The sequence below is a fragment of the Anatilimnocola aggregata genome (assembly GCF_007747655.1).
Classification (GTDB): Bacteria; Planctomycetota; Planctomycetia; order Pirellulales; family Pirellulaceae; genus Anatilimnocola; species Anatilimnocola aggregata.
Genome location: NZ_CP036274.1, coordinates 6,138,629 through 6,163,522 on the forward strand (window position 1 = coordinate 6,138,629; position 24,894 = coordinate 6,163,522).

The window sequence follows — 24,894 nt, forward strand, 5'->3', positions numbered from 1 at the left end:
ATTCCCATGACACCAACTTCATCACAGCCCCGCAGCTTGAGTGCCTTCGCGCTGCGTCTCGTGCTGTTGTCGTTGGGGCTCGGTGCCATCGCGATAGTGGTGCTCTTGGCGATCTGGTTTCGTCAGGGCCCGGCGGTGACGATCGGTGTCGAAGGGCAGCGGATCGTCGAAATTCCCGGCCCGCAGTTGATCGCGGTGCCGTTCACGCCCGGTGATGCCCTCTCGGTAAGGATTGCGAATGTCGAGCCGGTTGAAGGCGGCTTTCGTTACGACTTGCGCTACATGGCCTTCGGTCCGGGCGAACACGACATCGGCAAATCACTCGTCCAGCCCAACGGCCAGCGTCCGGAACCGCGGCCTGAGTTCGCGGTTTCGATGCAGGCTTTGATTCCCGAAAAGTATTCGGGCGAACTGTATGCGACACCCAATTCTGAAGTTGACCTGCATACTAATTACTCGTTCCTGATGTTCCTCGCCTGGAGTTCATGGGCGTTGCTGCTGATTCCGCTCGTTTGGTACGGCCGCGATTGGCGCCGCAGCGCTGCAGTCGCACCACCACCGCCGAGCATCACCGAGCGTCTGCGCCTGCTGCTGCAGCAAGCGTCGCGCGCGGAGTTAAGTCCGGAGCAACAGGCCGATCTCGAACAATTGCTACTGGCTTTTTGGTCCCAGCGGTTGAATCTATCGACAAAGCGTCTGGGTGATGCCGTCGAGCAGCTCCGCTGTCATCCGCAGGCTGGGGCGCAGTGGAGCAGTGTCGAGCGCTGGTTTCATAGCCACCAATCACCGTTCGGCGGCAAAGGAGCGAACGGCACCATCGCCAAGGATCTGCTCCGCGATCTGGAGGCGCTGAACTAACTATGATCTTCTCCCGCCCCGAACTGCTTCCCCTGTTGTGCCTGCCAGTATTGCTCGGCTGTTGGCAATGGTGGCGGCGCGGCCGGCCCGTGGTGCTGCCGTTCGATTTCGGCAGCCTGCGGCGCGGCACTTGGATTGGCCTGTTCGTGCGCTCGGCGGATTTGCTGCCCGCAGCGATCTTGGCGGTGGCCATCTTTCTGTGGGCCGGTCCGCTCATCGAAGGTCCGCCCGTTTATCCTTCGCAAGTGGCGAACATTCAAATCGCGCTCGATACCTCGGGCAGCATGAACGATCCGCTGGGTGACAAGATCAAAAAGGACGGCACGCCGTACACCAAGTACGACGCAGCCATGGAGGCCATCACCGAGTTCACCACGTTCCGCAAAGGGGACGCGTTCGGGTTCACGATCTTCACCTCCGGCGTGATGCATTGGGTCCCGCTAACGACCGACCTCTCGGCGATTCGGTTGGCAACGCCCTTTGTTGGTCCCGGCACTTTTCCGCTTAAATGGTGGGACGGCACGAAGGTCGGCAATGCGCTGCGCGAATGTGCGCGAGTGCTCGAAGAGCGGCATGAAGGGGACCGGATGATCATCGTCCTGACCGACGGCGAAAGTCCCGACCTGATGAATGGCCAAGCGGCAGTGATCGCCCGCGAGTTGAGCGCCAAGAATATCGTCGTCTACATCGTTTCTATTCGGAACGCAGTGCCGCCGGAAGAATTGAGAACGGTCGCGCAGGTCACGGGGGGCGAGATTTTCGAATCGGGCGATATGCCGGCCCTCCGTTCCGTCTTCAAGCGAATCGACGGTTTACAGCGGGCTAAGCTGGTGGCGGCTCAGACCACCTGGCTCGATTACTTCGCACCCTTCGCGTTCGTGGGGATCGGGCTGCTTGTCTGTCAGCAGTTGGCTGCCTTTGGGCTGCGGTTCACGCCTTGGTAGCAGTCACGCTTGCTTCGGTCCTGCCCGTTGCGGCGGGCAAAGCATTCCGCCACGATGAAGCCTTCATCGACCGACCCACATTTCGCACTCTCTCCTTACTTCCTCTATGAACCGGCCCAGCATTTGTCTTTGGGTTCTGATTGCCGCGTTTGGTATCGCCTCCGTCAGCGCGGCTGAACCTGGGCAGGTCGATCCGCCGCTGCCGGACGGCACCCGTGAAGCGCAGGCGAAGATCGCTGCTTTACGAATGCCCAAGGGACTGAAGGTCGAACTCTTTGCCGCGGAGCCACGGCTTGCCAGTCCCGTGGCCCTCTGTCTGGATGAGCAAGGGCGAGTCTATGTGGCCGAAGAGTTTCGCTTCAATCGCGGCACCGAAGAGAACCGCAGCCGGCCGTTTTTGCTCGAAGACGATCTGCAACTCAAAACAGTCGACGATCGGCTGGCGATGTTTCAAAAGTTTGCCGGCAAGTTCGAAGGGGGAATGGAGTGGTTCACGCGCTACACCGACCAGGTTCGCCGCCTGGAAGATCGGGATGGTGACGGCCGCGCGGAAATATCCACGGTGTTCGCGGCCGGCTTGAATGGCCCGCTCGATGGCCTCGCAGCCGGCCTGATTGCCCGCGATGGCGACATCTATCTCACCTGCATCCCCAAGCTGTGGAAGCTCCGCGATGAAGATGGCGACGGTGTCGCCGAGAAGCGTGAAGCGCTGTTGCATGGCTTTGGTGTGAACGCAGCATTCTTGGGGCACGACTTGCACGGCCTCTGCTGGGGACCGGATGGCAAGCTCTACTTCAGCGTGGGGGACCGCGGTTTTCATGTGCAGACCAAAGAAGGAACAACGCTGGCCGAGCCGCGCCGTGGGGCCGTGTTTCGCTGCAATGCGGATGGGAGTGAATTCGAGGTAGTTCATCGCGGGCTGCGAAACCCGCAGGAACTGGCCTTCGATGATTCCGGCAATCTCTTCGCCGCCGACAACAATTGCGACAAGGGAGATATTTCCCGGCTGGTGTATGTCGTGGAAGGAGCCGACAGCGGCTGGAACATGGCCTACCAGACAATTCCCGCTCCGTATGAAACGGGCCCATGGCATGCCGAAAAGATTTGGCATCTTGATGGTGCCGCCGAGGCAGAAAGCATTCGCCCCGCCTGGGTGCTGCCTCCTGTTGGCAAGCTTGGTGCCGGCCCCAGCGGCTTTGCCTACTGCGGCGCAGCCGGCTGGAGCGAACACTTTCGCGGGCGGTTCTTTCACTGCAATTACACCGGCAATGGCGGCATCGAAACATTTCGCGTGAAGGCGAAAGGAGCCAGTTTTGAAATCGTTGGTTACGAGGATTTCCTCAAACCGATCTCTGCCACCGATGCCGACTTTGGCTACGACGGCAAGCTCTACGTCAGCGACTTCGTCGGCCTCGACTGGACTGGTAAGAGCCGCGGTGGTCGTGTCTACACGGCATTCGATCCGGCAACAGTCAGCAGTGCAGAAACGCTGCAGGTGAAGGAACTCTTTGCAAAAGGCTTCAAGCAGCGGGCCAATGACGAATTACTGGCGCTCCTCGCTCATGCCGATCAGCGCGTCCGTCAACGTGCGCAATTTGAGCTGGCTGGCCGCGGCGCAGCCGCGATTCCGGTGTTCACGAAAGTCGCGGAGAGTAATCCGTCGTTACTGGCTCGACTGCACGCCATTTGGGGGCTCGGCATGCTCGGCCGCCATCAGCCCGCAGCGCTCCAGCCGGTGATTGCGCTGCTCGCCAGCGACAATGCCGAGATTCGCGCGCAGGCTGCACGTACGCTGGGCGATGTTCGTTGCCCAGATGCTGGCACAAAGCTTGTTCAACTGCTGCAAGACGCGGAACCACGCGTGCAACTGCACGCCGCCGTAGCGCTGGGCCGAACCAGGTTCAAGCCAGCGGTGGAACCTCTCTTCACGCTCATTCAGAGCAATCAGAATCGCGATAAGTACTTGCGCCATGCTTGCGTGTATGCGCTGGGTGAAATTGGCAACAAGCAGGCAGTGCTCGCGAAAGCCAACGATACGGAACCTGCTGTTCGTCTGGCGACGTTGCTGGTTCTGCGTCGTTGGAATGATGTCGAAGTGAAGCGCTTCCTCAGTGATGCCGACTGGTCCATCGCGGCCGAAGCAGCCCGCGCGGTGAATGATCTGGCCCTGGACGCCGCAATAGGCGACCTGGCCGCACTGGCTGATGGACTGCATCTTTCTGCCGCGCAAGTTCCTGATTCGCTCGGCCGCCGCGTGATCCATGCGAATTTCCGGCTTGGCACCACTTCGCACGCTGCAGCCGTCGCGCGCATTGCCGCGAACGACAAACTCTCGCTCCCCATTCGCCGCGAAGCACTCGCGGCCCTTTCGGACTGGACCAAGCCAACCCAGCGCGACCGTGTGAACGGTAATTGGCGGCCGCTTGGAGCGCGCGACGCGGCCATCGTGCAGGCGGCGGTCCAGCCCCAACTCTCGGCACTCCTCAGTCATTGCCAGGGCGAATTGCAGGTGCAACTGACGCAGCTCATCACCAAACTGGCCCTCAAAACGGACGACAACACCTTCGTCGAGTGGGCCCGCGATTCGGCCAAAGAGACTCCGGTCCGCATTGCCGCGCTCGAACTCCTCGCCAGCCGCAAGCATGAACGCACGAAGGATCTGCTGGTTGCCGCGCTGGCCGAGCCAGATCAGTCCTTGGCCGTCGCAGCGATGCGAATCGTCGGCCGCAATCTGCCCGGCGAAGCGCTGGAGATTATTTCCACTTCTCTCAAGTCTCCCGAAACAGCCATCCCGGTGAAGCAGCAAGCTTTGGCCTCGCTGGCCGAATTGAAGACCAAGGGCGCGGATGAATTGCTCGGTGATTGGGCGGCGCGACTCACGCGTGGCACGGTCCCCAAGAGTTTGCAACTGGATGTGGTCGAAGCGATCAACGGGCGAGATTCAGCCGAACTGAAGAAGAGTCTCGAGCCTTTCACCAAGCGCCAAGAGACGGGCGATTCCCTGGAGCGTTTTCGCCTCGCGCTCGAAGGGGGTGATGTCGAAAAAGGAAAGCAGATCTTCACCGGACATCGCCAGGCGCAATGCAGCCGTTGTCACCGCGTGGGAGATCAGGGAGGGGACGCCGGACCGAACTTGACCCGACTCTCGGCGACCGCTGAGCGTCAGCACCTGCTTGCTTCGCTCGTGCTTCCTAACTTGCAGATCGCGCCGGGCTTCGGCAGCGTGACGTTGCTGCTGGCGGACGGAACGTCGGTGGGCGGAATCATCAAAAGCGAGAAGGACGGCGTGATTGAATTGCTTACGCCGCAGAACGAACTGCGGAAGATCAAGACGGAGGAAGTTGAAGACCGAACCATGCCGGTGTCGGCGATGCCGCCGATGGATAAAGTCCTCAGTCTGCGCGAGATTCGCGACGTCGTGGAGTTCCTCTCCACGCTTAAATAGCTGCGCGGCCTGCTGTCAACTCCGCTTGACGGCCTGCAGCTCGCGCGGCAAGTTGGCGGCTGGATTTGATCCCCAGATTTGATCTCCAGTTTCCATTTCTCACGAACGTAATCTCATGAGCAATCCTCGTCTGCAGCGAGCGGTCATCAGCGTCAGCGACAAAACGGGCCTGACGGAGTTCGTCCAAGCCTTGGTGGCGGCCGGGGTCGAGATTTTCAGCACGGGTGGCACGCGCAAGCACCTGGAAAACGCCGGACTGAAGATTCGGGACGTGGCCGATTACACGGGCTTCCCCGAAATGCTCGATGGGCGGGTGAAAACCTTGCATCCGAAAATCTTCGGGGGCATTCTTGCCCGCCGCGACCACGACGAAGACATGCGGCTGACAGCCGAACATGGAATCGTCAGTTTCGAGTTGGTGGTGGTCAACCTGTATCCGTTTGAAGCCACGGTTGCCAAGCCGGGCGTGAGTCCTGAAGAAGCCATCGAGAACATCGATATCGGCGGCCCCAGCCTGGTGCGTGCAGCGGCCAAGAATCATGCCTTCGTGACGATCGCCACCAGCCCGCACCAATACTCGGAGATCCTGGCGGAAGTGCAAACGCAGGGTGGCACGTCCCTGGAACTGCGGCGCAAGTTGGCTGCTGCTGCTTACGCTCATACTGCGGGATACGACGCTGCGATCTCGGCCTGGTTCGCGAAGGAACTTGGGCAAACATTTCCGCCGCAGCTCAGCATTCCACTCTTACTCGAGAACGAACTGCGCTACGGCGAAAACTCGCACCAATTGGCGGCGATCTATAAGCAAGCCGGTGCCAAGGGAACGAGTCTGGTTGGCGCGAAACAACTCAACGGCAAAGAACTGTCGTACAACAACCTGCTCGATCTCGATAGCGCGCTGGGGATTGTTCGCCCGCTCTCGCAAGCCGCGTGTGCGGTCATCAAGCACAACAATCCGTGCGGTGCAGCCGTCGGCGCATCGCTGGCCGAAGCGACACGCAAGGCCCTCGATGGTGACCCGCAAAGTGCCTTCGGTGGCGTGCTGGCGATGAATCAGCCTATCGATCTGGCGACCGCAGAAGTCCTCTGCACACCGGGGCTGTTTCTCGAAGCGATCGTCGCTCCGTCTTTCGAGCCCGCCGCTGTCGAATTGCTCAAGACGAAGCCGAAATGGAAGGCGAACGTTCGGCTTCTCGAAGTCGGCAAGCTCACGCCGCAAACGGCGACCATCGGTTATCGGCAGATCGAAGGTGGCATGCTTGTGCAACAAGCCGATGTGCTGGCTGATCCCGAGAGCGAATGGAAGATCGCCACCGAGAAAAAGCCTGCCGAAAAGCTGCTCAACGATCTGAAGTTTGGCTGGGCGATCGTCCGGCACGTCAAGAGCAATGCGATCGTCCTCGCGAAGGACGGCATGTTGCTTGGCTGTGGAGCAGGGCAAATGAGCCGCGTTGATTCGGTGGAAATCGCGATTCAAAAGGCGGGCGAACGAGGCCCCGGCAGCGTGCTCGCTTCTGATGCGTTTTTTCCGTTCCCCGATTCGATTCATCGGGCCGCTGCAGCCGGCGTGATTGCGATTATTCAGCCGGGCGGCAGCGTCAAGGATGCGGAAGTCGTCGCGGCTTGCAACGAGCATGGCCTGCCGATGATCTTCACGGGCCGCCGGCACTTCAAGCACTAATTTCTTTTGGCCTGCGGAGCATCACGGTGGAAACGCCCGAGTTCCTTTGCTGGGCCATCGAGCAGCAATGCTCGTTGCGTGAATTGTTGCCCGAGAATCAGCCCGACAAAGTCGAGCGGCATCTGCGGGCTGCTCGATATGCTGCCGAAGCACGCGCCCAGAATCGCGTTCAAAGTGACCTGGCTCGCAGCGCCGATGGGCTCCTTGGTTTCAGCATTCGCGATGCGCTAGCCATGTATGGCGGCGAAGAAGCAGTTCGCGAAACGTGCGGTCCTTGCCCAGCGAACGCGCTCGCGCGCTTGCGGCAACCCAGTTATGCGGGCTGCTTCGGTTTGCTGCCGGTCCCCACCGCAAGCCAGTCGTTCTATCAGCAGTTCAACGACTTGCCCGCGGACTTGTTTCCTCGCACTACAATCGCCTGGTACGGTCTCTGGATGCCTTCTCCACTCACCCTGGCGCAGGTCGAATGCCTTGTCGCTCGGTTCGCAAGCGTCACCGCATCCCCTGAATGGTCCGACGATCTATCACTTCGCGAATTCGCCGCCGCCCTGCAAACATGTGCAGACAATCAACTGCCGCTGAGTGTGCAACTATATCCCGCCGGTCAGATCGATGGACCTTGGTGGAATCTCGTTGCGCATTGCGACAAGTGTCGTGCTCCGTGGCAAAGCATTGCAGGCAAGTGCGGGATGTGCGGGTTGGCTCGTTGCCCCGCCGATGGCAAAAAGCGGCGCGTGCGCGGCACCAGACCCTACCGTCCCATCGAACAGTTGACGACCTGAATCATGCGAGAGAATCATCATGCCCCTCGAAGTGGAACTCAAGTTTCCCCTCGCCGACGAAGCGGCCTTACGTGCTCGCTTAGCTACGTTTGCCATCACCTGGCATGAGCCCGAAGTACAGGTCGATTGCTACTTCAACCATCCGGCCCGCGACTTCTCGCAGACCGACGAAGCGCTCCGTCTTCGCAAGATGGGCGAGCAGAATGTGATCACCTACAAAGGGCCAAAGCTCGATGCGCTCACCAAAACAAGGCGTGAGATCGAACTTCCGATTGCCGCTGGCGATGAAGGACTCGCGCAATTTGGCGAACTACTCACTGCCCTCAGTTTTCGGCGCGTAGCCGAAGTGAAGAAGACGCGAACCAAGGCCAATCTCACTTGGCAAGGCTGCCCAGTCGAAGTCGCCCTCGATCAAGTCGATGGTGTGGGGCCGTTTATTGAATTGGAAATCCAAGCATCCGAATCAGACCTGGCACTGGCGAAGCAAGCGATTCTCGATCTGGCCGCGACGCTGAATCTGACCAACCCCGAACGTCGGAGTTATTTGCAACTCCTGTTGAATGGCATTCAACAAACTGCTTGATTGGCCGGTTCGCGATCTGGGCACCGTTTGCGCGCGTTGGTCATTTTCACAGAAGTCGGGGCGCACTTACCAGTGCTAGCCCAAGCGGCCAAATGCTCTTCCGCCCGCTCGTGCGCTTCGATCATCCGCTGTTGCAAGTCAGCCGTGTACTGATCCAGTTCCTGCTTGTCGGCCGATCGTGGCACCTCGAGACCCGGCATGAGATAGACGACCACGCGCGAAAACGGCAGCGGACAAAACAGTCGATCCCAACTCCCAAAGCGATGGGCGCGGCCATAAGCACAACCAACGGCAAGTATCGGTGAGCCGCTGCGCGAGGCAAGATAGGTGACACCTTCTTTGACTTGCAGCGGTGGCCCCTTGGGACCATCGGGGGTGATTGCAACGCAGCTTGCCCTGGTCTCACGGAGCATTTCGCGCATCGCCTGTGCGCCACCCTTCTTCGACGAGCCGCGAATGGTCGAAAAGCCAAGTCCATTGATCGTGCGGGTAATGTAACCGCCATCTTCCGAATGACTGACAAGGACTTTCATCTGGCTGCTCGTCAACGACATGCAGGCCATGATGATGTCTTGGTGCCACAGACTGATAATGTGCCCCGCGGGATTTACTCGCACGTCATCGTCAGGATCGCAAATCACTTGCACGCGCACGGACTTCAGCCACAAGCGCCCCACCGTCAGCGCAAATGCCACCAGCGAATAGTTAAACCACCGTTTGTAAAAAACCATCCTTGGCCTCGCTGCAGGTAGCATGGACAACTGCCCGTGTGCCGGACATTGCCGCAGATATTACCGAGCGACCCGATTTCCGACCAAGAGCAATTCCGCTAGCTGCTAGCGACGTTTAGGGTCGATACGTGGCAAAACAGTGAGGTGTTTCCCACAAGTGCGTCTCGACGATGGGAAAGCCGCGGCTGGCAGTGAACTCATGAATCAGCCGGGCGATGTTCTCGGCGGTCGGATTCTGATCCATCAGATAGAGTGGCTCACCCAAATCGCGCAGAATCGAGACATACGGATCGCTCTTGTGCAGGAGCATGCGGTGGTCGAGGTTGTCGTCAATCCAGGTGCTCACGACCCGCTTGATGTCCGAAAAATCGAGCACCATGCCGCGCTCATCAAGTGTATCCGCTTCGATGGCAATGATCGCCCGGCCGTTGTGTCCGTGCAGATGCTTGCACTTGCCGTCGTAATTGAGCAGGCGGTGTCCGTAGCAAAAGTCAATTTCTCGGGTCACACGAAACATGCGTTCTCAGTCGAGCAAGAGGTGAGGAAAATCTCGAACCGTAAATTACGCGGCATACTCGGTCGGGTCGAGCCGGCCGACCAAACCAAACGCCTGCTGGCGTTCGGCACACTTATTACACTTACCACAATGCAAGCCGCGGACGGGATGAATGCAGGAAAACGTCCATTGCAGCGGCAATTCGTTCCCCAGTTGCATCACCTGCCGTTTGTTCATTTGACCAAACGGACGCAGCAACTCCACGCAACCGGTGCCGCCGCGATTCATGGCCGTTTGAAACTCGCGCAGGAACTGCGGCCCCGCATCTTCGAAGGGACTTGTCCCCAGCGGAGCCAAAGCCAGTTGCGTAATGCCATGCAACTGACAATAGACGGCCGCCTTCACGAGCAACAGGGCATTTCTCCCGGGCAAGAACACGGCCTCATCGGGCGATTCAGCGTCCGGGGTTCCTCGGCCCGTCAGGCTCCAATGTCCGGTGTATAAATCCGCCAACGGCAAGTCGAGCGTTACCAGCGAGAGCAAACGGTCGGTGCGGACCGCCGCCAGATAGCGCTCCAGTGCTGGCAGTTCTTCGTCCTGCCAGGTCAATCCCGTCCGAATATAAAACGGTTGCACTGTCCGCTCTTGGCGGAGCAAATCTCCCACCAAAATGCAGCTATCGAGACCGCCGCTGGTCAGCACTCCAACCGGAGATGAATGAGAACGAGAAATCATGCGTGGGCGGGGCTGGAAGGCGGCGAATGACGAAGGGTAGCCGAACCATTTATTCTACCTTGCCGGCCAGAGTCGCGGAGGGGAGACGTGAACCGCAGCGCGAAATCGCTTGCTGCGAAGTTCTCTTTGGCTTCGTAGCCTGTATCGGCGAATTGCTGCGAGGTTTATCAACACCCCCCTTTTGCGAACATCGTGATTAAGCCGTTTCGCGGCAACGAATTACGCCTAACTTCGCAACTCCGAAATCATCCTATTTGTTGAAAAACCCCCGTTGATGAACCTCTTCGGCGCTTCTCACCGCGATTGCATGATTGCCGGCAATGCACAGCAACAGTCCCACTCAGCGCGCGAATCGTTCTCGCCGCACAGATATACATCTTCCACCAAGTTGCCAATGTAGACAGCATCATTATTTCTACTTAGTGAATACTTGTCAAGTATGTGATACTGAAATAGGTGTCCGCGTGTGACAGACAAGGTTGTTTCGGCGAGGGCAGTACTCGACGCAAATCCTCACGATCTCATCGCTAGTCGCTGGACGATGGTTTATTGGGATCGACTCCTTTTACTCGCACACGAACGCGACTCGCCCACCAAACCATGCCGACTAACACTGCTACAGGGGGAATCAAAAAGATTGACGACGCAACGACAAAAACCATTCCATAGTCCTCGCCGAATGCTGAGGAGTCCACAAACGCGATCGTAGCCGCGCAACTGCCTCCGAAGGCAATCCCTACCGCGAGCGGTGTAAGCAGCAGAATCAAGGTAACGCTAATTGTCCGCTTGATAACCGTGCTGGTCGTTAGTGGCTCCGGCACTCGCGGGGATTCGTAAGGGTTCTGTTCCATCGCCGCATCCTATCCGCGCACGAAGAAGCCCTGCTGGTATCGCGGGGCCATAACCTCGGCTTTCGAAAGTTTCCAAACCTGTATCTGGGGAGTTGTTTCGTGTTGCAAGTTCACCCCAAAGTTTTCTACCTCGTGAGCTTATCCAGTTCCCCAACTTAAGGTTCGAGATCCTGGGGAAGCACAAAACCCAACTTTCGCCAATGCTTGGCGGCGAGGGCTGGATCGAGTTGGCTGTAGTCGGGTTGCGGGCGAGGTGGAATGTAGGTGATGTCGCCGAACCAGACGTCGGGATAGTCCTCGATGAACTGCTTCATCCGCAGGTAACAGCCCTCGTCGTCGAGCACGGTCACTTCGACGCCGAGGGCCCGCAGCAGCAACTCCGATTCTTGAAAGCTGCGATTCTCGGCGACCACAACCCGGGGAATCTTGAATCGCAACGCGGCACCAGCGCACATGTAGCAAGGAGAAAGAGTGGTGTAGAGCGTGGACCGGGCAAATTCCGGTTCGGTGATGCTGGTGCCCGTGTTCTGCAGGCAACTTGTCTCGCCATGCAGAATGGGATTGTTCTGCTGAATGCGTTGATTGGTTCCCGAAGCCCGCACCACGCCATCGATCACCAGCACTGCCCCAATGGGGATCGCTCGCGGTTCGAGTCGCAACGCTTCATCGACGGCTGCCACTGCTTGAGCCAAGAACTGACGATCAAGTTCGAGCTGGTTCGCGGTCATGCGGGAATTCCTTTTGCCCTAAATGTGAAACGCTGAGAGTGAATTGCCAATTTATTGGCCACTGATCCACGCCATTGCTTTGGTTGCGAGTCGATCCAAAGCGCCGACCGACAATTCGAGATGCTCCTCGCGAGTGTCTTCAATCCTATTGTGCGATATGCCCCGCAGGCTTTGCACAAACAGCATGATCGTCGGCACTCCAGCGCGACAGACTTCCGCTGCGTCGTGCAGCGGGCCGCTGGGGAGGCGGTGCGAAGTGCCACAGGTTTCCCGAATCGCTTCGTCGCACAGTTCGATCAATGTGGGGTGGAAGGGAAAGGGCTGGATTTGCCACAGCTTCTTCCAAGCCACTTCAATCTTCTCTTCTCCGGCAATGCGCTCGCTAGCCTCACGGGCTGCGGTGTACATTGCGGCGAGTGAGGTTGCATTCAGATGGCGCTGGTCGAGCGTCATGGTCGCTTCGCCCACAACAGCAGTGACAATGCCGGGCTCGGTGGTGACCTTGCCGACCGTACAAACGCCGCCATGCTGCACGGCAATCTCGCGGATGGCGAGGTGCAACTTCGACACACCTCCGAGCGCATCGCGGCGGTGGGCCATGGGCGTGGAGCCGGAATGCGCAGCCTGGCCAGTGAACGTGATCGTGTGTCGCTCCACCCCAAAGGTGCCGAGCACGACGCCCATCGGCAGGCTCATACTTTCCAGCACTGGACCCTGTTCGATGTGCAGTTCCAGATAAGCAGCTGCGTTGTTCAGTTCTTGCCGGGCTTCGGTCGCTCGGTCGAGATCGATGCCGTGCGGCCTAACGGCATCGACTAGTTTCACGCCATTGCGGTCGGTTAAGTTGCGGACATCATCCGGCACCAGCGCGCCAGAGGCAGCGCTCGAACCAAACAGGCTGCGGCCAAAGCGGGCTCCTTCTTCATCGGCCCAATCGACTAGCCGTACCGTAACGGGGGGCGTCCCTTCGGCTGCGATGCGCCGCAAGACTTCGAGCCCTGCGACCAAATTCAAGCAGCCGTCGAGCCAACCACCGTTGGGGACGGAGTCGATGTGCCCACCAATGAGGAGCGATTTGTCAGAACTGCCTCGCAAGGTGGCCCAAAGATTTCCAGCGGGGTCTTGATGAACTTCCACCGGCAGTTCGGCGAGCTTCGCACGAAACCACTTCCGCGCCGCCACCCAGGTGTCTGTGAAAGCGACTCGCTGCGCGCCATCTTCGTTACCGGTAAGAGCCCGCAGCTCTTTGAGTTCGGCCACGGTTCGCGCAGGTTGCAGTAGGTTGGTCATAGTTGACTACTTCGAACGCCAAATAGGATCCACGGTCGACTCGGCAGCAGTTGCAAACCAGCGGGTCGTGATTGTTTTTTGCTGCGTATAGAATTGAATTCCTTCGAGTCCCTGCACGTGCAAATCGCCAAAAAACGATTGATTCCAACCCGTAAACGGAAACCAAGCCATCGGTGCGGGAACGCCGACATTGATGCCGATCATCCCGGCATTAAAGTGCTGTTTGAATTGCCGCGCAGCATATCCGCTATTGGTGAAGATCGATGCGCCATTTCCGTAGGGACATTTTCGACCTACGGCCAGTGCCTGCTCGAGCGAAGTGGCACGAATGACCGATAGCACCGGGCCAAAGATTTCGTCGCGGGCCAATTGCATCTCGGGCTCCACCCGGTCGATGACCGTGGGACGGAGAAAGAAGCCGTCGCCCGCAGGCAGATTGCTGCGGCCATCGAGCGCGACTGCAGCGCCTTCCTTCTTGGCGGTTTCGAGATAACCGGTGACGCGGTCGCGGTGGGCTGCCGTAATGAGCGGACCCATGTCAACCTCAGCGCCGCCATCGGTAGGGCCAACCGTCATCGAGCCGGCCTTATCGCAGAGCCGCTCGACAAGACGGCCGGCTACATCGCCCACCGGAACGGCAATCGAGCCAGCCATGCACCGCTCGCCTGCACAGCCGAAAGCTGAAGCCTGCAAAGCGGCAACTGCCTGTTCGAGATCGGCATCGGGCATGATGATGAGATGGTTCTTGGCGCCACCGGCTGATTGCACGCGCTTGCCGTGGCGCGTGCCGGTTTCATAAACGTACTTGGCAATGGCGGTCGACCCGACGAACGAGACGGCGCGCACCAGTTCGTGCGTCAGTAGCGCATCGACCACTTCCTTATCGCCGTGAATGATATTAAACACGCCCGGCGGCAAGCCAGCTTCGATCAGCAACTGGCCAATGAGATTTGCAGAGAGCGGGACTTTTTCGCTGGGTTTGAGGACGAACGTGTTACCGCAAGTGATGGCGACGGGGAACATCCACATCGGCACCATCGCGGGAAAGTTGAAGGGCGTAATGCCCACGCAAACCCCCACCGGATGACGGACTGTTTCGCAGTCCACGCTGCGTGCCACATCTGGCAACGATTGTCCCATCATCAAGCTGGGAATGCCGCAGGCGAATTCAACGACCTCAATGCCGCGCTGCACCGAAGCCTTTGCCTCGGCCAACGTTTTGCCGTGTTCGCGAGTTACCGTGCGAGCTAGTTCTTCGAAACGCGCCAGCAAAAGTTCACGAAACTTGAACATCACGCGAGCGCGCTCGACCACCGGAGTGGCTGCCCAAGCGGGACCGGCATCGGCAGCTGCCCGAACGACGGTATCCACTTCACTGGCCGAACATAGGGGAACCCTCGCGATGACTTGCCCCGTTGACGGATTGAAAACGTCGGAGGTCCGCGCGGTGGGCGAGGATATCCAACGACCGTTGATGAGCACGGGGATAATAGCCGGAGCGACGGGCGGAGAAGACACCGCGGGAGAAGCAGTCATTGGCATTGCCCTTTACAAAGTGGTTGCTGCAGTTATGTTAAGCTCGTTGGTGCCGTGCAAACAGGGAGGCAGTGCCCGAATCCAACCGTCCGTCGTGATGCTCTCGTCTCGGCCTGGCCCGAAACGGAACTGACGACCGCGCGTGTCGATCGGCCGCCTCCCACCAGAGCGCGAAATCGCGAGCATCCATGAGCGACGCCGTCCGCAAGCACCGCGAGTTTCTCTTCCCAGCCGTAGCCATGTATTACCAGGACCCCATCGAGTTGGTCCGCGGCGAGGGGAACTATGTCTGGGACGATACGGGCAAGCGTTATCTCGATGCCTTCGGCGGTGTGCTCACGGTGAGCATCGGCCACGCCAATCCCAAAGTGGTTGAGGCGATTGTTGCGCAGGTCAAACAGATCAGCCACACTTCCACGCTCTATGCGAGTGCGCCGCAGTCGAACCTGGCGGAGAAGCTGGCATCAATCGCGCCGGGCGACCTGAAGAAGAGCTTCTTCACGAGTAGTGGCACCGAGGCCAACGAGACAGCAATGAATGCCGCTCGCGTCGCCACCGGCCGGCTCGACATCATTACCTTGAGGCACAGCTATTCCGGTCGCAGCTTGCAAACACTGGCGGGCTGTGGTCAGAGTGGTTGGAAAAAAATCCCGCTGCCCGTCGCCGGCATCAAGCATGCTCATGCGCCTTACTGTTATCGCTGTCCGTTCGGTGCGAAGGATAGCAGCAACTGCAGCCTGGAGTGCGCCAACGATATCGAAGAGCTGATTCAAACCGAAACTGGCGGCGAAATTGCCGCGTTCATGGCAGAGACAATCATCGGCTCGGGTGGCTTCATGGTGCCGCCCCCTGGTTACTTCGAGCGTGCCGTCGGCATTGCACGCAAATACGGCGGGCTGTTCATTGCCGACGAAGTACAGACGGCTTGGGGCCGCACCGGCCAGCATTGGTGGGGCATTCAGCACTGGGATGTGAAGCCTGACATCATGTGCAGTGCCAAGGGAATGGGTAACGGCACTCCCGTCGCCATGACCATCGCCACGCCCGCCGTTGCCGACAAATTCCCGGGCATCACGTTCGCTACCTTCGGCGGCAATCCCATTTCGATGGCCGCTGCTCGGGCCACCATCGAAGTGATTGAAGAACAAAGCCTGCTGGAGAACTGCAAGGTTGTCGGAGCTTATCTGGGCGAGCGTTTTCAGCAACTGAAAGAAAAGCATCCTCTCATTGGCGACGCCCGCGGCCTGGGCATGATGCAGGCGTTAGAACTCGTCAAAGATCGCAAGACCAAGGAACCTGCGCCTCAGGCCGTGATTGCCGTGTTTGAAGAGGCCAAACGCCGCGGTGTGCTGCTGGGTAAAGGTGGCGTGTGGGGGAATGTGATCCGCACGGGCTTGATGCTCAATGCGGGCAAACCCCAGGTGGATGAACTGGTCGAAGCCATCGATGCGGGATTAACGGTAGCAGCGAAGTAAGGTCAGGGGTCGGGAGTCTTTGGCGAAGGAAGATTCCCTAAGCAGTAGTATTGTTCTTCGCCTAAGACTCCCGACCCCGGGTTTTGCAGCGGAATTTTCCATATGAAAACTCTCATCAAGAACGGCCGCATCGTTACTGCCACCGACGACTATTTCGCCGATGTGCTCATCGATGGCGAAACGGTGAACTGCATTGGGAAGAACCTCCCCGTGCAGGCCGACAAAGTGCTGGATGCCGCGGGCAAACTAGTGATCCCCGGTGCGATCGACCCGCACGTGCACATGGAGTTGCCCTTCGGGGGCACGGTCTCATCCGATGATTTTCGCAGCGGCACCCTCGCGGCTGCACACGGCGGGACGACGACGATCATCGACTTCGCGATTCAATACAAAGGCAAAACCTTCGCGCAAACCATTGACGAATGGGATGCGAAAAGTGAAGGAAAATGTGCCATCGACTATAGCTATCACCTGGCAATCACCGAATACGAGCCGCGGCATCAGCCCGAATTCAAAAAGATCATCGACGCCGGCATCACGACGTTTAAACTGTTCATGGCGTACCCCGGCGTTTTCATGATCGATGACCAGACGATGTTCCGCGTCATGCAATCGGCGGGCGAAGCGGGCGGGCTCACGCTCGTGCATGCCGAGAACGGCGATGCGATCACCCAACTCATCAACAATCTGCTGGCGCAAGGTAAAGTCGAGCCCAAGTACCACGCCCAGTCTCGTCCGCCCACAATGCAGGCCGATGGCGTGGCCCGCGCGGTTCGCGTGGCCGAGGTTGCCAAGGCACCGGTGTTCATTGTTCATGTCAGCTGCGAAGCGGCGATGAAAGAACTGCAACGCTCGCGCGATGAAGGGCATCCTGCTTACGGCGAGACCTGCACGCAGTATCTGTTTCTCGACGAGACCTATTACGACAAGCCGAATTTCGAAGGGGCAAAGTACGTCTTCACTCCGCCGCTCGTTGCGAAAGAGAATATCGAGCCGCTCTGGAAAGGGCTGAAGCTTGGTTACTTGCAGGAAGTATCGACCGATCACTGTCCCTTCAATTTCAAAGGGCAAAAGGAACTAGGTCGAGGCGACTTCACGAAGATTCCCAACGGTGGGCCCGGTGTCGAAGACCGACTGTCGATTGTGTACGACGGCGCGGTGGTGAAGCGCGGCTTCAGCTTGAATAAGTGGGTCGAGATCACTTCCACCGCCAGCGCCAAAATGTTCGGCATGTTCCCCAAGAAAGGGACGATCGCGGTCGGTTCCGATGCCGATATTGTGATCTTCGATCCCCACCTCGAACGAACCATCAGCGCGAAAACGCACCATATGAATTGCGACTACAGCCTGTTCGAAGGTTGGAAGATCAAGGGTTCGCCAGAAACGGTCCTTTCTCGCGGTAAGGTAATCATCGACAACGGCCAGTATGTCGGCCGGGCCGGCGACGGTAAGTTTCTCAAGCGTGGCGCGTGCGCAGTGATGTGAGCGATTCGAAAAGAGCAGCATGACGAAGACCAATACCAAGAGTTCTCAATCCAGCAGCGCCGACTTCGTCGAACTGCACGACGACATGTCGTCTTCTCCACTCTGGAATGCCGATCTGGCCCCCACCACGCTGGCCCAGCGAACGTGGTCGACTTGGCACATCGTCGCGCTGTGGATCGGCATGAGCGTCGTCATCAGCACGTACACTCTCGCTGGCGGCATGATCGAAGCGGGGATGACCTGGTGGCAGGCAATGGTCACCATTCTGCTCGGCAATACAATCGTGCTGATTCCGATGTGCCTCAACGCTCACGCGGGTACCAAGTACGGAGTTTCGTTTCCCGTACTGTTGCGAGCTTCGTTTGGCACGGTCGGCGCGAACGTCCCGGCCATGCTGCGTGCGATTGTGGCTTGCGGCTGGTTTGGCATTCAAACCTGGCTGGGCGCAGGCGCAATCGATGTCCTCTTCGGCATGATCTTGCCTGGCTGGAAGTCGCTGGCGACGTCGATTGGCGGTGTGGAACTCCACACCTGGCTGGCGTTCTTTCTCTTCTGGGGAGTGCAGGTTTATTTCATCGTGGTGGGACTCGAAGGAATCAAGCATCTGGAAAGTTGGGGCTCACCACTGTTGCTGCTGGGTGGACTAATGCTTCTCGGCTGGTGTGTGAACAAAGCGGGTGGAATGGGACCGGTCTTAGAAGGGTCGGTCGACCTGCAAAAAGTGAAAAACAACTTCTGGTCCATCTTTCCCGCCTTCCTCACCGGGGCGGTTGGCTATTGGGCGACACTTTCGACCAACATCCCCGACTTCACGCGTTACGCCAGGTCACAGCGCTCACAAATGCTGGGGCAGGCTCTGGGACTCCCCACCACCATGACGTTGTTTGCCTTCATCGGCGTGGCCGTTACCAGCGCCACGCTAAGGATCTATGGCGAGCCGATTTCCGATCCGATCAAGCTGATGGCCCGCTTCGACAATGTCTACGTCGTGCTGTTTGCCACGGTCGTGGTGTTCGTCGCGCAACTCACAACCAACATGGCGGCCAATGTTGTCTCACCCAGCAATGACTTCTCGAACCTCAATCCCAAATTGATTAGCTACGTCACCGGCGGGTTAATCACCGCGGTCATTGGCATTGTGATGATGCCTTGGAAGATCATGCAATCGGCCGGCGACTATGTGTTCATCTGGCTGGTGGGTTATTCTGGATTAATGGGTGCCATCGGTGGAATCATGATCTGCGATTACTGGGTGCTGCGGCGACAACAGTTGGATTTGCGACAACTGTTCGAACCGGCCGGCAAATATTCGTACACAGGCGGAGTCAACTGGCGGGCGATGGCCGCACTCGCGATCGGCATTGCACCTTGCGTGCCTGGTTTTCTCGATGCCGCCTCGGGCAGTCGCATCGCCGCGCCTGAGTTTTTTAAAGTGCTGTACACCTACGCGTGGTTCGTCACGTTTGCGATTGGCTTCGTTTTGTACTGGCTGCTGATGTTGGGGCACCCCACCTTGCGGCCTGCTATTGAGGAAAGGTGATGCGCTCGACGCGCGTCAATCGATCATGCCCACACTCGCTACCACTGTTGACGGCCTGAAACTTCCCAATCCGTTTGTTATCGGTTCTGGTCCACCGGGCACCAATGCGAATGTCATCGGCAAAGCGCTCGACGAAGGTTGGGGTGCCGTCATCGCCAAGACGATCTCCCTCGAATCCACCAAGGTCGTCAATGTTCAGCCACGTTACGCCCGGCTGCGGTCAGCCAGTAGCGAAATCATCGGCTGGCAGAACATCGAGTTGATATCCGATCGACCCTTCGACGTCTGGCTCGACGAATTCAAGCGACTGAAAGACAAATATCCCGACGGCGTGGTGATCGCCTCCATCATGGAGGAATACAACAAAGACCGTTGGTGCGAAATTGTCGAACGGACCCAAGCTACCGGCGTGGCGGGCTTCGAACTTAACTTCTCCTGTCCACACGGTCTGCCCGAACGAAAGATGGGCTCGGCGATGGGGCAGGACTGCGCACTGATGGAAGAAGTCTGCCGCTGGGTAATGAGTGTGGCGAAGATTCCCGTCTGGGCGAAACTCACGCCGAACATCACCCACATCGATGAAACGGCCATCGCAGCGCTGAAAGGTGGTTGCCACGGGGTGAGCGCAATTAACACCATTCTTTCGGTCACCAGCGTCGATCTCGAAACGCTTCGCCCCGAACCAACCGTCGAGGGGTACAGCACGCCGGGGGGCTATAGTTGTATCGCCGTCAAACCAATCGCCTTACGCATGGTGAAGGAATGCGCCGAAGCAATCCGCCACCAATTTCCCGGTCGCAGCTTGAGCGGCATCGGCGGCATTGAGACGGGTGCCGACGCTGCCCAGTTTATTCTGCTGGGGGCCGATACGGTGCAGGTTTGCACGGGGGTCATGAAGGTGGGCTACGACTGCGTGGCGAAAATGAAAGACGATCTGCTCGCCTTCATGGCGCGTCACAAGTTCGAAACCATCAGCGACTTCAAGGGACACAGTCTGCAATATTTCACTACGCACTCCGACCTGGTCAAGCGACAAGCCGAAGCCCGTGCGGCCGCCAAAGCGGCTAAAGCCAGCGGAGTGGTTACCAAAGACACCGAGTGGCAAGGCGATGCCTTCGTCCGCCAAAGCGATGCCCTGGCGCGCAATTAAGACCCTAGTCTTACCGCCCATCAGATCTTTTGAATCTTATGATTTCGCTCCTTGACGCATCCGCTGGACCACGAGGAGTTGCAAGAGGCAGATTCTTCACCACCGCATTTTGGTATAAATGCCGTCCAAAGGAGACCTGCATATGGATACTGGTAAACGTTGCGCGGCGGAGTTCATTGGTACGTTCTGGCTCGTATTCGGAGGCTGTGGCAGCGCTGTCTTGTCGGCTGCCTTCCCTGAGGTTGGCATCGGACTGCTGGGTGTGGCCTTCGCGTTCGGGTTAACGGTCCTCACCATGGCCTATGCCATTGGTCATGTCTCGGGCTGTCATCTCAATCCCGCGGTTTCGGTTGGGCTGGTGACGGGCGGTCGCTTTCCAATTGCGGACCTCGCCCCCTACATCATCGCTCAGGTTCTGGGCGGCATTGCCGGCGCCGGCGTGCTCTATGTGATTGCTTCGGGCAAAGCGGGCTTCAGTCTGGCGGGGGGCTTCGCCTCGAATGGCTACGCCGAGCATTCGCCGGGTGGCTATTCAATGGTCGCGGCCCTGGTCGCCGAGTTCGTCCTCACCTTTATGTTTCTATTCATCATTCTGGGATCGACCGACAAGCGAGCCCCGAGTGGTTTCGCTCCCATCGCGATTGGCCTTGGTTTGACCCTCATTCACTTGATTGGCATTCCGGTCACAAACCTCTCGGTGAATCCTGCTCGTTCCACAGGACCGGCTGTGTTCGTTGGCGGTTGGGCTCTCGCGCAGCTTTGGCTGTTCTGGGTTGCCCCCATCGCGGGTGCTGCTGTCGCCGGCATTGTCTACCGCGCAGTTTTCGCGGCCAAACCGGTGGAACCAGCCAAGACAAAATGATTCTCAGACAAGATGCCAGTCCCTCATGGAATGCAACATTCGCCTCTTCAGGCCCGACGATGTCGATGTTCTGCGTCAGTTGACGGTGGAGGCGTTCGCTGGTGTTTCACTGGAACAGAACATCGAAGATGCGCTCGGGCTGCTAAATGGCCACGACTGGAAATGGCGCAAGGCACGCCACGTCGATGAAGATGTGAAGGCGAATGCAGCCGGGATCTTCGTGGCGGAAACGCTGACCGGTGTCGTGGGCTACATTTCGACAGTGGTCGATCGGGCTGCTGGCAAAGGGCGGATTCCAAATCTCGTAGTGGCCGCCGAGCTGCGCGGCCAAGGCTTGGGCCGTCAGCTGATCGAACATGCCTTGGATTACTTTCGCGAAGAAGGGCTGGAGTACGCCACGATCGAGACGATGGCCCAGAACGAAATTGGCAACCATCTGTATCGTGCTTGTGGATTTGCGGAAGTCGCGCGGCAGGTCCATTTCGCCCGCCGACTTTGAACGTGAACGGAGTCTTATTTCGTCAGCATTACTTCGCCATTGGCTTTAGCCACAAACGCTGCTTCGTAACTTCAGTCACCTTCGCACGCGAATAGACGAGCGGAAAATACTCGCCGCGCGACCACGGTTCTGCCAGGTCGTTGTAGTGAGCGCTTCCCGGTTGCCCCGATTGTCCCGGCGCACTTGTCGCCAATCCGCGATCCCAATCTGCCAGGTCGAACAGCTGCCGATAACTGGCTCCGTGAATCTGTTGGAAGTGATCGTCGTAACGCGTGTTATTGGGAGTATTCCCTTCGCCGGGCCGCTCGAAAGGACCGACGTTGAGCGCCCGCGCATTCACAACTCCCAGTGAGGCCAGCGGATGGCGAAAAGTAACCTGGTGCAGCGCACCCCAGCGTGCTTGCTGCGCGGTTGGCAGTTGCTTCCATTTTGCTACCGCGCGCTGAAACGACTCGCGCACAATTGCATCCCGCTGTTCCTTTGCGTCTGCTCCCAGCCAACGAGAATCGCACTGTTCGAGCGCGGCAATCACGGTCTCGATTCCGGCGAGCGAGTTCAGCAGCTTGACGTGTTCTGGGGGAACATGCCGCTGGAACAGCGCGGCCTGCAATTCCTTTTGCCACAGCGCATAGAGCGCGCCAGCGGGGGAATCCACCGAAAGGTGCCCGTCCCAGTCAGTCAGCAAGCGGGCCACTTCCGCCTCTTCGGCATTGGCACCAACGTCGCGCAGCAGTTTCGCGAGCGCTTGGGCTGGTAACGACACACTGTCTTGTTGCAAGCTGCGAAACTCGCCAAGTTCCCATTGGTCCTTCGAAGTCAGCCGGTTGTGCAGTCGCTGGAAGCGATAGCGAGGTGTGAACTCATAGCCGACAACGTGTGGATAATCGGCGGGCACGATATTGTGGTTGGCGGTCAGCAGGGCCCCTTCAGGCGGATTGAACCGCCGTGGATGCTCAGCCGGCGGCAGGAAACCCGACCAATCGAATTCGGCCTTGCCCGGCACTGGCAGCAAACCCGAATGAGCATGTCCTTTCGCGCCGCGTAGCGGATAGTGAGCCGCCGCGACCCAGCCGATGTTGCCATCGACATCGGCATAAACGAAATTCAACCCCGGCACATGCCAGGCTCCCAGCGCGCGGCGAAACTGTTCCTGATTCTGCGCTCGCGCGACGCCCAATGACGCCAGGTACGCAGCGCCACCCGGTTCACTGCCGCTCCACTGCAGGGCATAAGCACGATTCCGCTCGCGATCGATGTGCAGAATCGGACCATGCCGCGAATGCTTGATGCTGACCTTCGTCGGGTTCGGCATTCCTTTGACGACAATCTGTTCCTCGTAAGTGGCGAACGTTTGAAATCCATCAAGCGCTGCATATTGATCCGCATTGGCGGGATTCAATTCCTCCACGACGATGTCGGCCGTATCGGCCCCGATGATAGTAAATCCCCAGGCAATCCGTTCGTTGTGTCCGATTGCTACTCCCGGCAAACCTGGCTCACCCGCGCCAATCACATTCCAGCCCGGCGCATGCAGATGGACGACGTAACGAAGCGAGGGCAGAGCAATCGCGCGGTGCGGATCAGACGCCAGCAGCGGCTTGCCCGAGCGAGAGCGAGCGCCGGAGACAACCCAGTTGTTGCTTTCGCTCTTGGCTGGCGTAAACGACAGCGACTTCGTGAGCGCTTCGTAACCGTGCAGAAGCTTTTCAGGAAACGCTTTGGCATCTGCTGGCGAAAGATGAAGTTGATAGTTAGTGGCGGGATCAACAGGCGCTAGCCAACGAGCTTTTTCGTCGCCAACCAGTTGAATCAATTTGAGCCGCTGAACTTCGTTGCGAAAATTCTGCGACATGTAGATGCCCGACGAACGGCCGAGAATATCTGCCGGTTGCCACTTCTTGGGGCGATAGCCCAACTGGCGAAATTCGACGGGGAGTCGATCGCCGCACTGATCGATATAGGCATTGATGCCCCGCGTGAACGCCGTGGCAATGGCCTGGGTATCGGGCGAATAGCTCAGCCATTCGCGTTCCATATCGCCCCGATAGCGAATGAGCCGGGCAAATTTGTCGGCCTCGATGGCACTCGGCCCCATGACTTCGGCCAGTTCACCGACCCCTTGCCGCCGCCACAGATCGATTTGAAACAAGCGGTCTTGCGCCACGACATAGCCTTGCGCAAAGAACAGATCGTGCGAGTTTTTGGCATAGATATGCGGAACGCCCCACTGGTCGCGAGCGATCTCGACGGGCTGCTCCAGTCCCGCGAGGGTCATCTCTCCCTGCGTTTGCGAGAGCACCTCTCGTTGGGCCACGGCCGCGAATTCTGAGAGCGTGGTTAAGAGCCGCGCGGGATCGTCGGCCGAAAGTGAATCGGGCCGATGTGCCAGCAGTGCCGTCACTTCTTCTGTCTGGCCAGTGGTTCCATTCAAATGCAACTGCGCCTTCGCCTTCCGGACTCGCGCGACGAGTGTTTCATCTGTCAACCAGCGGGGCCACAGGCGAATCATCTCGACTCCGGCTTGTGCATAGGCCTCGATTTCGTCGGGCTTGGCGATCAATCCCAGCTGACGCGCTTTCGGCAACAGCTTGCGGAACTGCTGAGCCTGTTCGACGCTGCGCACACCGACGATGATGCGAGCTTCTTCGCCATGACTGCGAATTGCCGCTGCCACAAGTTCTGCGTACTCATCGCCCGACTCTTTCAGATCGAGCAGCACGTCAATCTGACCACGGCAAACGACGAGCGCCTCTTCGAGCGTGGGAATGCGTTCCCCTTTGAATTCGACAGCAAACCAGGAACCGGCATCGAGTGCCTTTAATTCCGCAAGGGTCTTCACGCTAATCAGCCCCTTGGAATTGGTCGTGCGTTCCAACTGCGCATCGTGCCGCAGAACCAGGCGTTTGTCCTTAGAAAGTCGCACATCGACTTCCACTGCGGTTGCCCCGACCTCAATCGCCCGCCGCGTGCTGGCGAGCGTATTCTCTGGGCGGTCGCTACTCGAACCACGATGGGCGACCAGTTGCTTCACCGCCAGAGCGGCGGCCACTTCGGCCGGCAGTGTTTGCTGTGCGGCAAGGGGCGCAACTAGAGCCACTACCAGCAGAGACGCGAATAGAGGGCGAACCATTGCAGCCATGAAGCTCACTCCGCAAAGCAGTCGAACTTGTTTGAAAGCGCTCCGATTGTAACTGCTTCGCGCGGCAGCGTGACTGTTGGGCAC

The 24,894-nt window shown here is 58.6% G+C and carries 19 protein-coding genes; 12 read left to right on the forward strand and 7 right to left on the reverse strand.

What is annotated here, in order from left to right; translation table 11 throughout:
- Positions 1-6: 6 nt before the first annotated feature.
- The 6 genes from ETAA8_RS23165 (at position 7) to cyaB (ending at position 8,293) form a co-directional block, all read left to right on the forward strand.
- Positions 7-858 (forward strand): hypothetical protein, encoded by an 852-nt coding sequence (locus ETAA8_RS23165; protein WP_145094000.1) that lies wholly within the window; start codon positions 7-9, stop codon positions 856-858.
- A 2-nt stretch (positions 859-860) separates the two neighbouring features.
- Positions 861-1,802, forward strand: coding sequence for a vWA domain-containing protein (locus ETAA8_RS23170; RefSeq protein ID WP_145094003.1), 942 nt, complete (start codon positions 861-863; stop codon positions 1,800-1,802).
- Positions 1,803-1,908: 106 nt separating this feature from the next.
- Positions 1,909-5,247 (forward strand): PVC-type heme-binding CxxCH protein, encoded by a 3,339-nt coding sequence (locus ETAA8_RS23175; RefSeq protein WP_145094006.1) that lies wholly within the window; start codon positions 1,909-1,911, stop codon positions 5,245-5,247.
- A gap of 115 nt (positions 5,248-5,362) precedes the next feature.
- Positions 5,363-6,928: a bifunctional phosphoribosylaminoimidazolecarboxamide formyltransferase/IMP cyclohydrolase gene (gene purH / locus ETAA8_RS23180; protein ID WP_145094009.1), complete on the forward strand. Its 1,566-nt coding sequence runs from the start codon at positions 5,363-5,365 to the stop codon at positions 6,926-6,928.
- 26 nt (positions 6,929-6,954) lie between these two features.
- The gene (locus ETAA8_RS23185) at positions 6,955-7,710 is read left to right on the forward strand and encodes a hypothetical protein (protein ID WP_145094012.1); all 756 of its coding nucleotides are present in this window, start codon (positions 6,955-6,957) and stop codon (positions 7,708-7,710) included.
- Between the two features lie 19 nt (positions 7,711-7,729).
- Positions 7,730-8,293 carry a class IV adenylate cyclase gene (gene cyaB, locus ETAA8_RS23190; RefSeq protein WP_145094015.1) on the forward strand — a complete coding sequence of 188 codons (564 nt, stop codon included), beginning with the start codon at positions 7,730-7,732 and terminating at the stop codon, positions 8,291-8,293.
- Here the strand turns inward: cyaB and ETAA8_RS23195 are convergent.
- The 6 genes from ETAA8_RS23195 to ETAA8_RS23220 all read right to left on the reverse strand — a co-directional run bounded on the left by ETAA8_RS23195 (position 8,278) and on the right by ETAA8_RS23220 (position 14,660).
- Positions 8,278-9,024 carry a lysophospholipid acyltransferase family protein gene (locus ETAA8_RS23195; RefSeq protein ID WP_202921216.1) on the reverse strand — a complete coding sequence of 249 codons (747 nt, stop codon included), beginning with the start codon at positions 9,022-9,024 and terminating at the stop codon, positions 8,278-8,280. The genes cyaB and ETAA8_RS23195 overlap by 16 nt on opposite strands.
- A 115-nt stretch (positions 9,025-9,139) precedes the next feature.
- Complete coding sequence (locus tag ETAA8_RS23200) at positions 9,140-9,541, reverse strand: 6-pyruvoyl trahydropterin synthase family protein (protein ID WP_145094021.1); 402 nt, start codon at positions 9,539-9,541, stop codon at positions 9,140-9,142.
- A 45-nt stretch (positions 9,542-9,586) separates the two neighbouring features.
- Positions 9,587-10,255 carry a 7-cyano-7-deazaguanine synthase gene (locus tag ETAA8_RS23205; protein WP_145094024.1) on the reverse strand — a complete coding sequence of 223 codons (669 nt, stop codon included), beginning with the start codon at positions 10,253-10,255 and terminating at the stop codon, positions 9,587-9,589.
- Between the two features lie 1,006 nt (positions 10,256-11,261).
- Positions 11,262-11,834, reverse strand: a complete 573-nt coding sequence (locus tag ETAA8_RS23210; RefSeq protein WP_145094027.1) for a nucleoside deaminase — start codon at positions 11,832-11,834, stop codon at positions 11,262-11,264.
- Between the two features lie 51 nt (positions 11,835-11,885).
- Positions 11,886-13,124, reverse strand: a complete 1,239-nt coding sequence (locus ETAA8_RS23215; RefSeq protein WP_145094030.1) for a Zn-dependent hydrolase — start codon at positions 13,122-13,124, stop codon at positions 11,886-11,888.
- 6 nt (positions 13,125-13,130) lie between these two features.
- A complete protein-coding gene (locus ETAA8_RS23220; protein ID WP_145094033.1) occupies positions 13,131-14,660 on the reverse strand; it encodes a CoA-acylating methylmalonate-semialdehyde dehydrogenase in 1,530 nt (509 codons plus the stop codon).
- A gap of 188 nt (positions 14,661-14,848) precedes the next feature.
- On the opposite strand from ETAA8_RS23220, the gene ETAA8_RS23225 reads away from it, so the two are divergent.
- From ETAA8_RS23225 to ETAA8_RS23250, 6 genes are all read left to right on the forward strand, one after another.
- Positions 14,849-16,135 (forward strand): aspartate aminotransferase family protein, encoded by a 1,287-nt coding sequence (locus ETAA8_RS23225; protein ID WP_145094037.1) that lies wholly within the window; start codon positions 14,849-14,851, stop codon positions 16,133-16,135.
- Positions 16,136-16,237: 102 nt separating this feature from the next.
- The gene (gene hydA / locus ETAA8_RS23230) at positions 16,238-17,620 is read left to right on the forward strand and encodes a dihydropyrimidinase (RefSeq protein WP_145094040.1); all 1,383 of its coding nucleotides are present in this window, start codon (positions 16,238-16,240) and stop codon (positions 17,618-17,620) included.
- A 19-nt stretch (positions 17,621-17,639) separates the two neighbouring features.
- The gene (locus ETAA8_RS23235) at positions 17,640-19,160 is read left to right on the forward strand and encodes an NCS1 family nucleobase:cation symporter-1 (RefSeq protein ID WP_202921217.1); all 1,521 of its coding nucleotides are present in this window, start codon (positions 17,640-17,642) and stop codon (positions 19,158-19,160) included.
- A gap of 25 nt (positions 19,161-19,185) precedes the next feature.
- Complete coding sequence (preA, locus tag ETAA8_RS23240) at positions 19,186-20,310, forward strand: NAD-dependent dihydropyrimidine dehydrogenase subunit PreA (protein WP_145094043.1); 1,125 nt, start codon at positions 19,186-19,188, stop codon at positions 20,308-20,310.
- 142 nt (positions 20,311-20,452) lie between these two features.
- Positions 20,453-21,172 (forward strand): aquaporin Z, encoded by a 720-nt coding sequence (gene aqpZ / locus ETAA8_RS23245; RefSeq protein WP_145094046.1) that lies wholly within the window; start codon positions 20,453-20,455, stop codon positions 21,170-21,172.
- Positions 21,173-21,197: 25 nt separating this feature from the next.
- Positions 21,198-21,671, forward strand: a complete 474-nt coding sequence (locus ETAA8_RS23250; protein WP_145094049.1) for a GNAT family N-acetyltransferase — start codon at positions 21,198-21,200, stop codon at positions 21,669-21,671.
- Between the two features lie 28 nt (positions 21,672-21,699).
- On the opposite strand, the gene ETAA8_RS23255 is transcribed toward ETAA8_RS23250, so the two are convergent.
- The gene (locus ETAA8_RS23255; RefSeq protein ID WP_202921218.1) at positions 21,700-24,810 is read right to left on the reverse strand and encodes a penicillin acylase family protein; all 3,111 of its coding nucleotides are present in this window, start codon (positions 24,808-24,810) and stop codon (positions 21,700-21,702) included.
- Positions 24,811-24,894 lie beyond the last annotated feature (84 nt).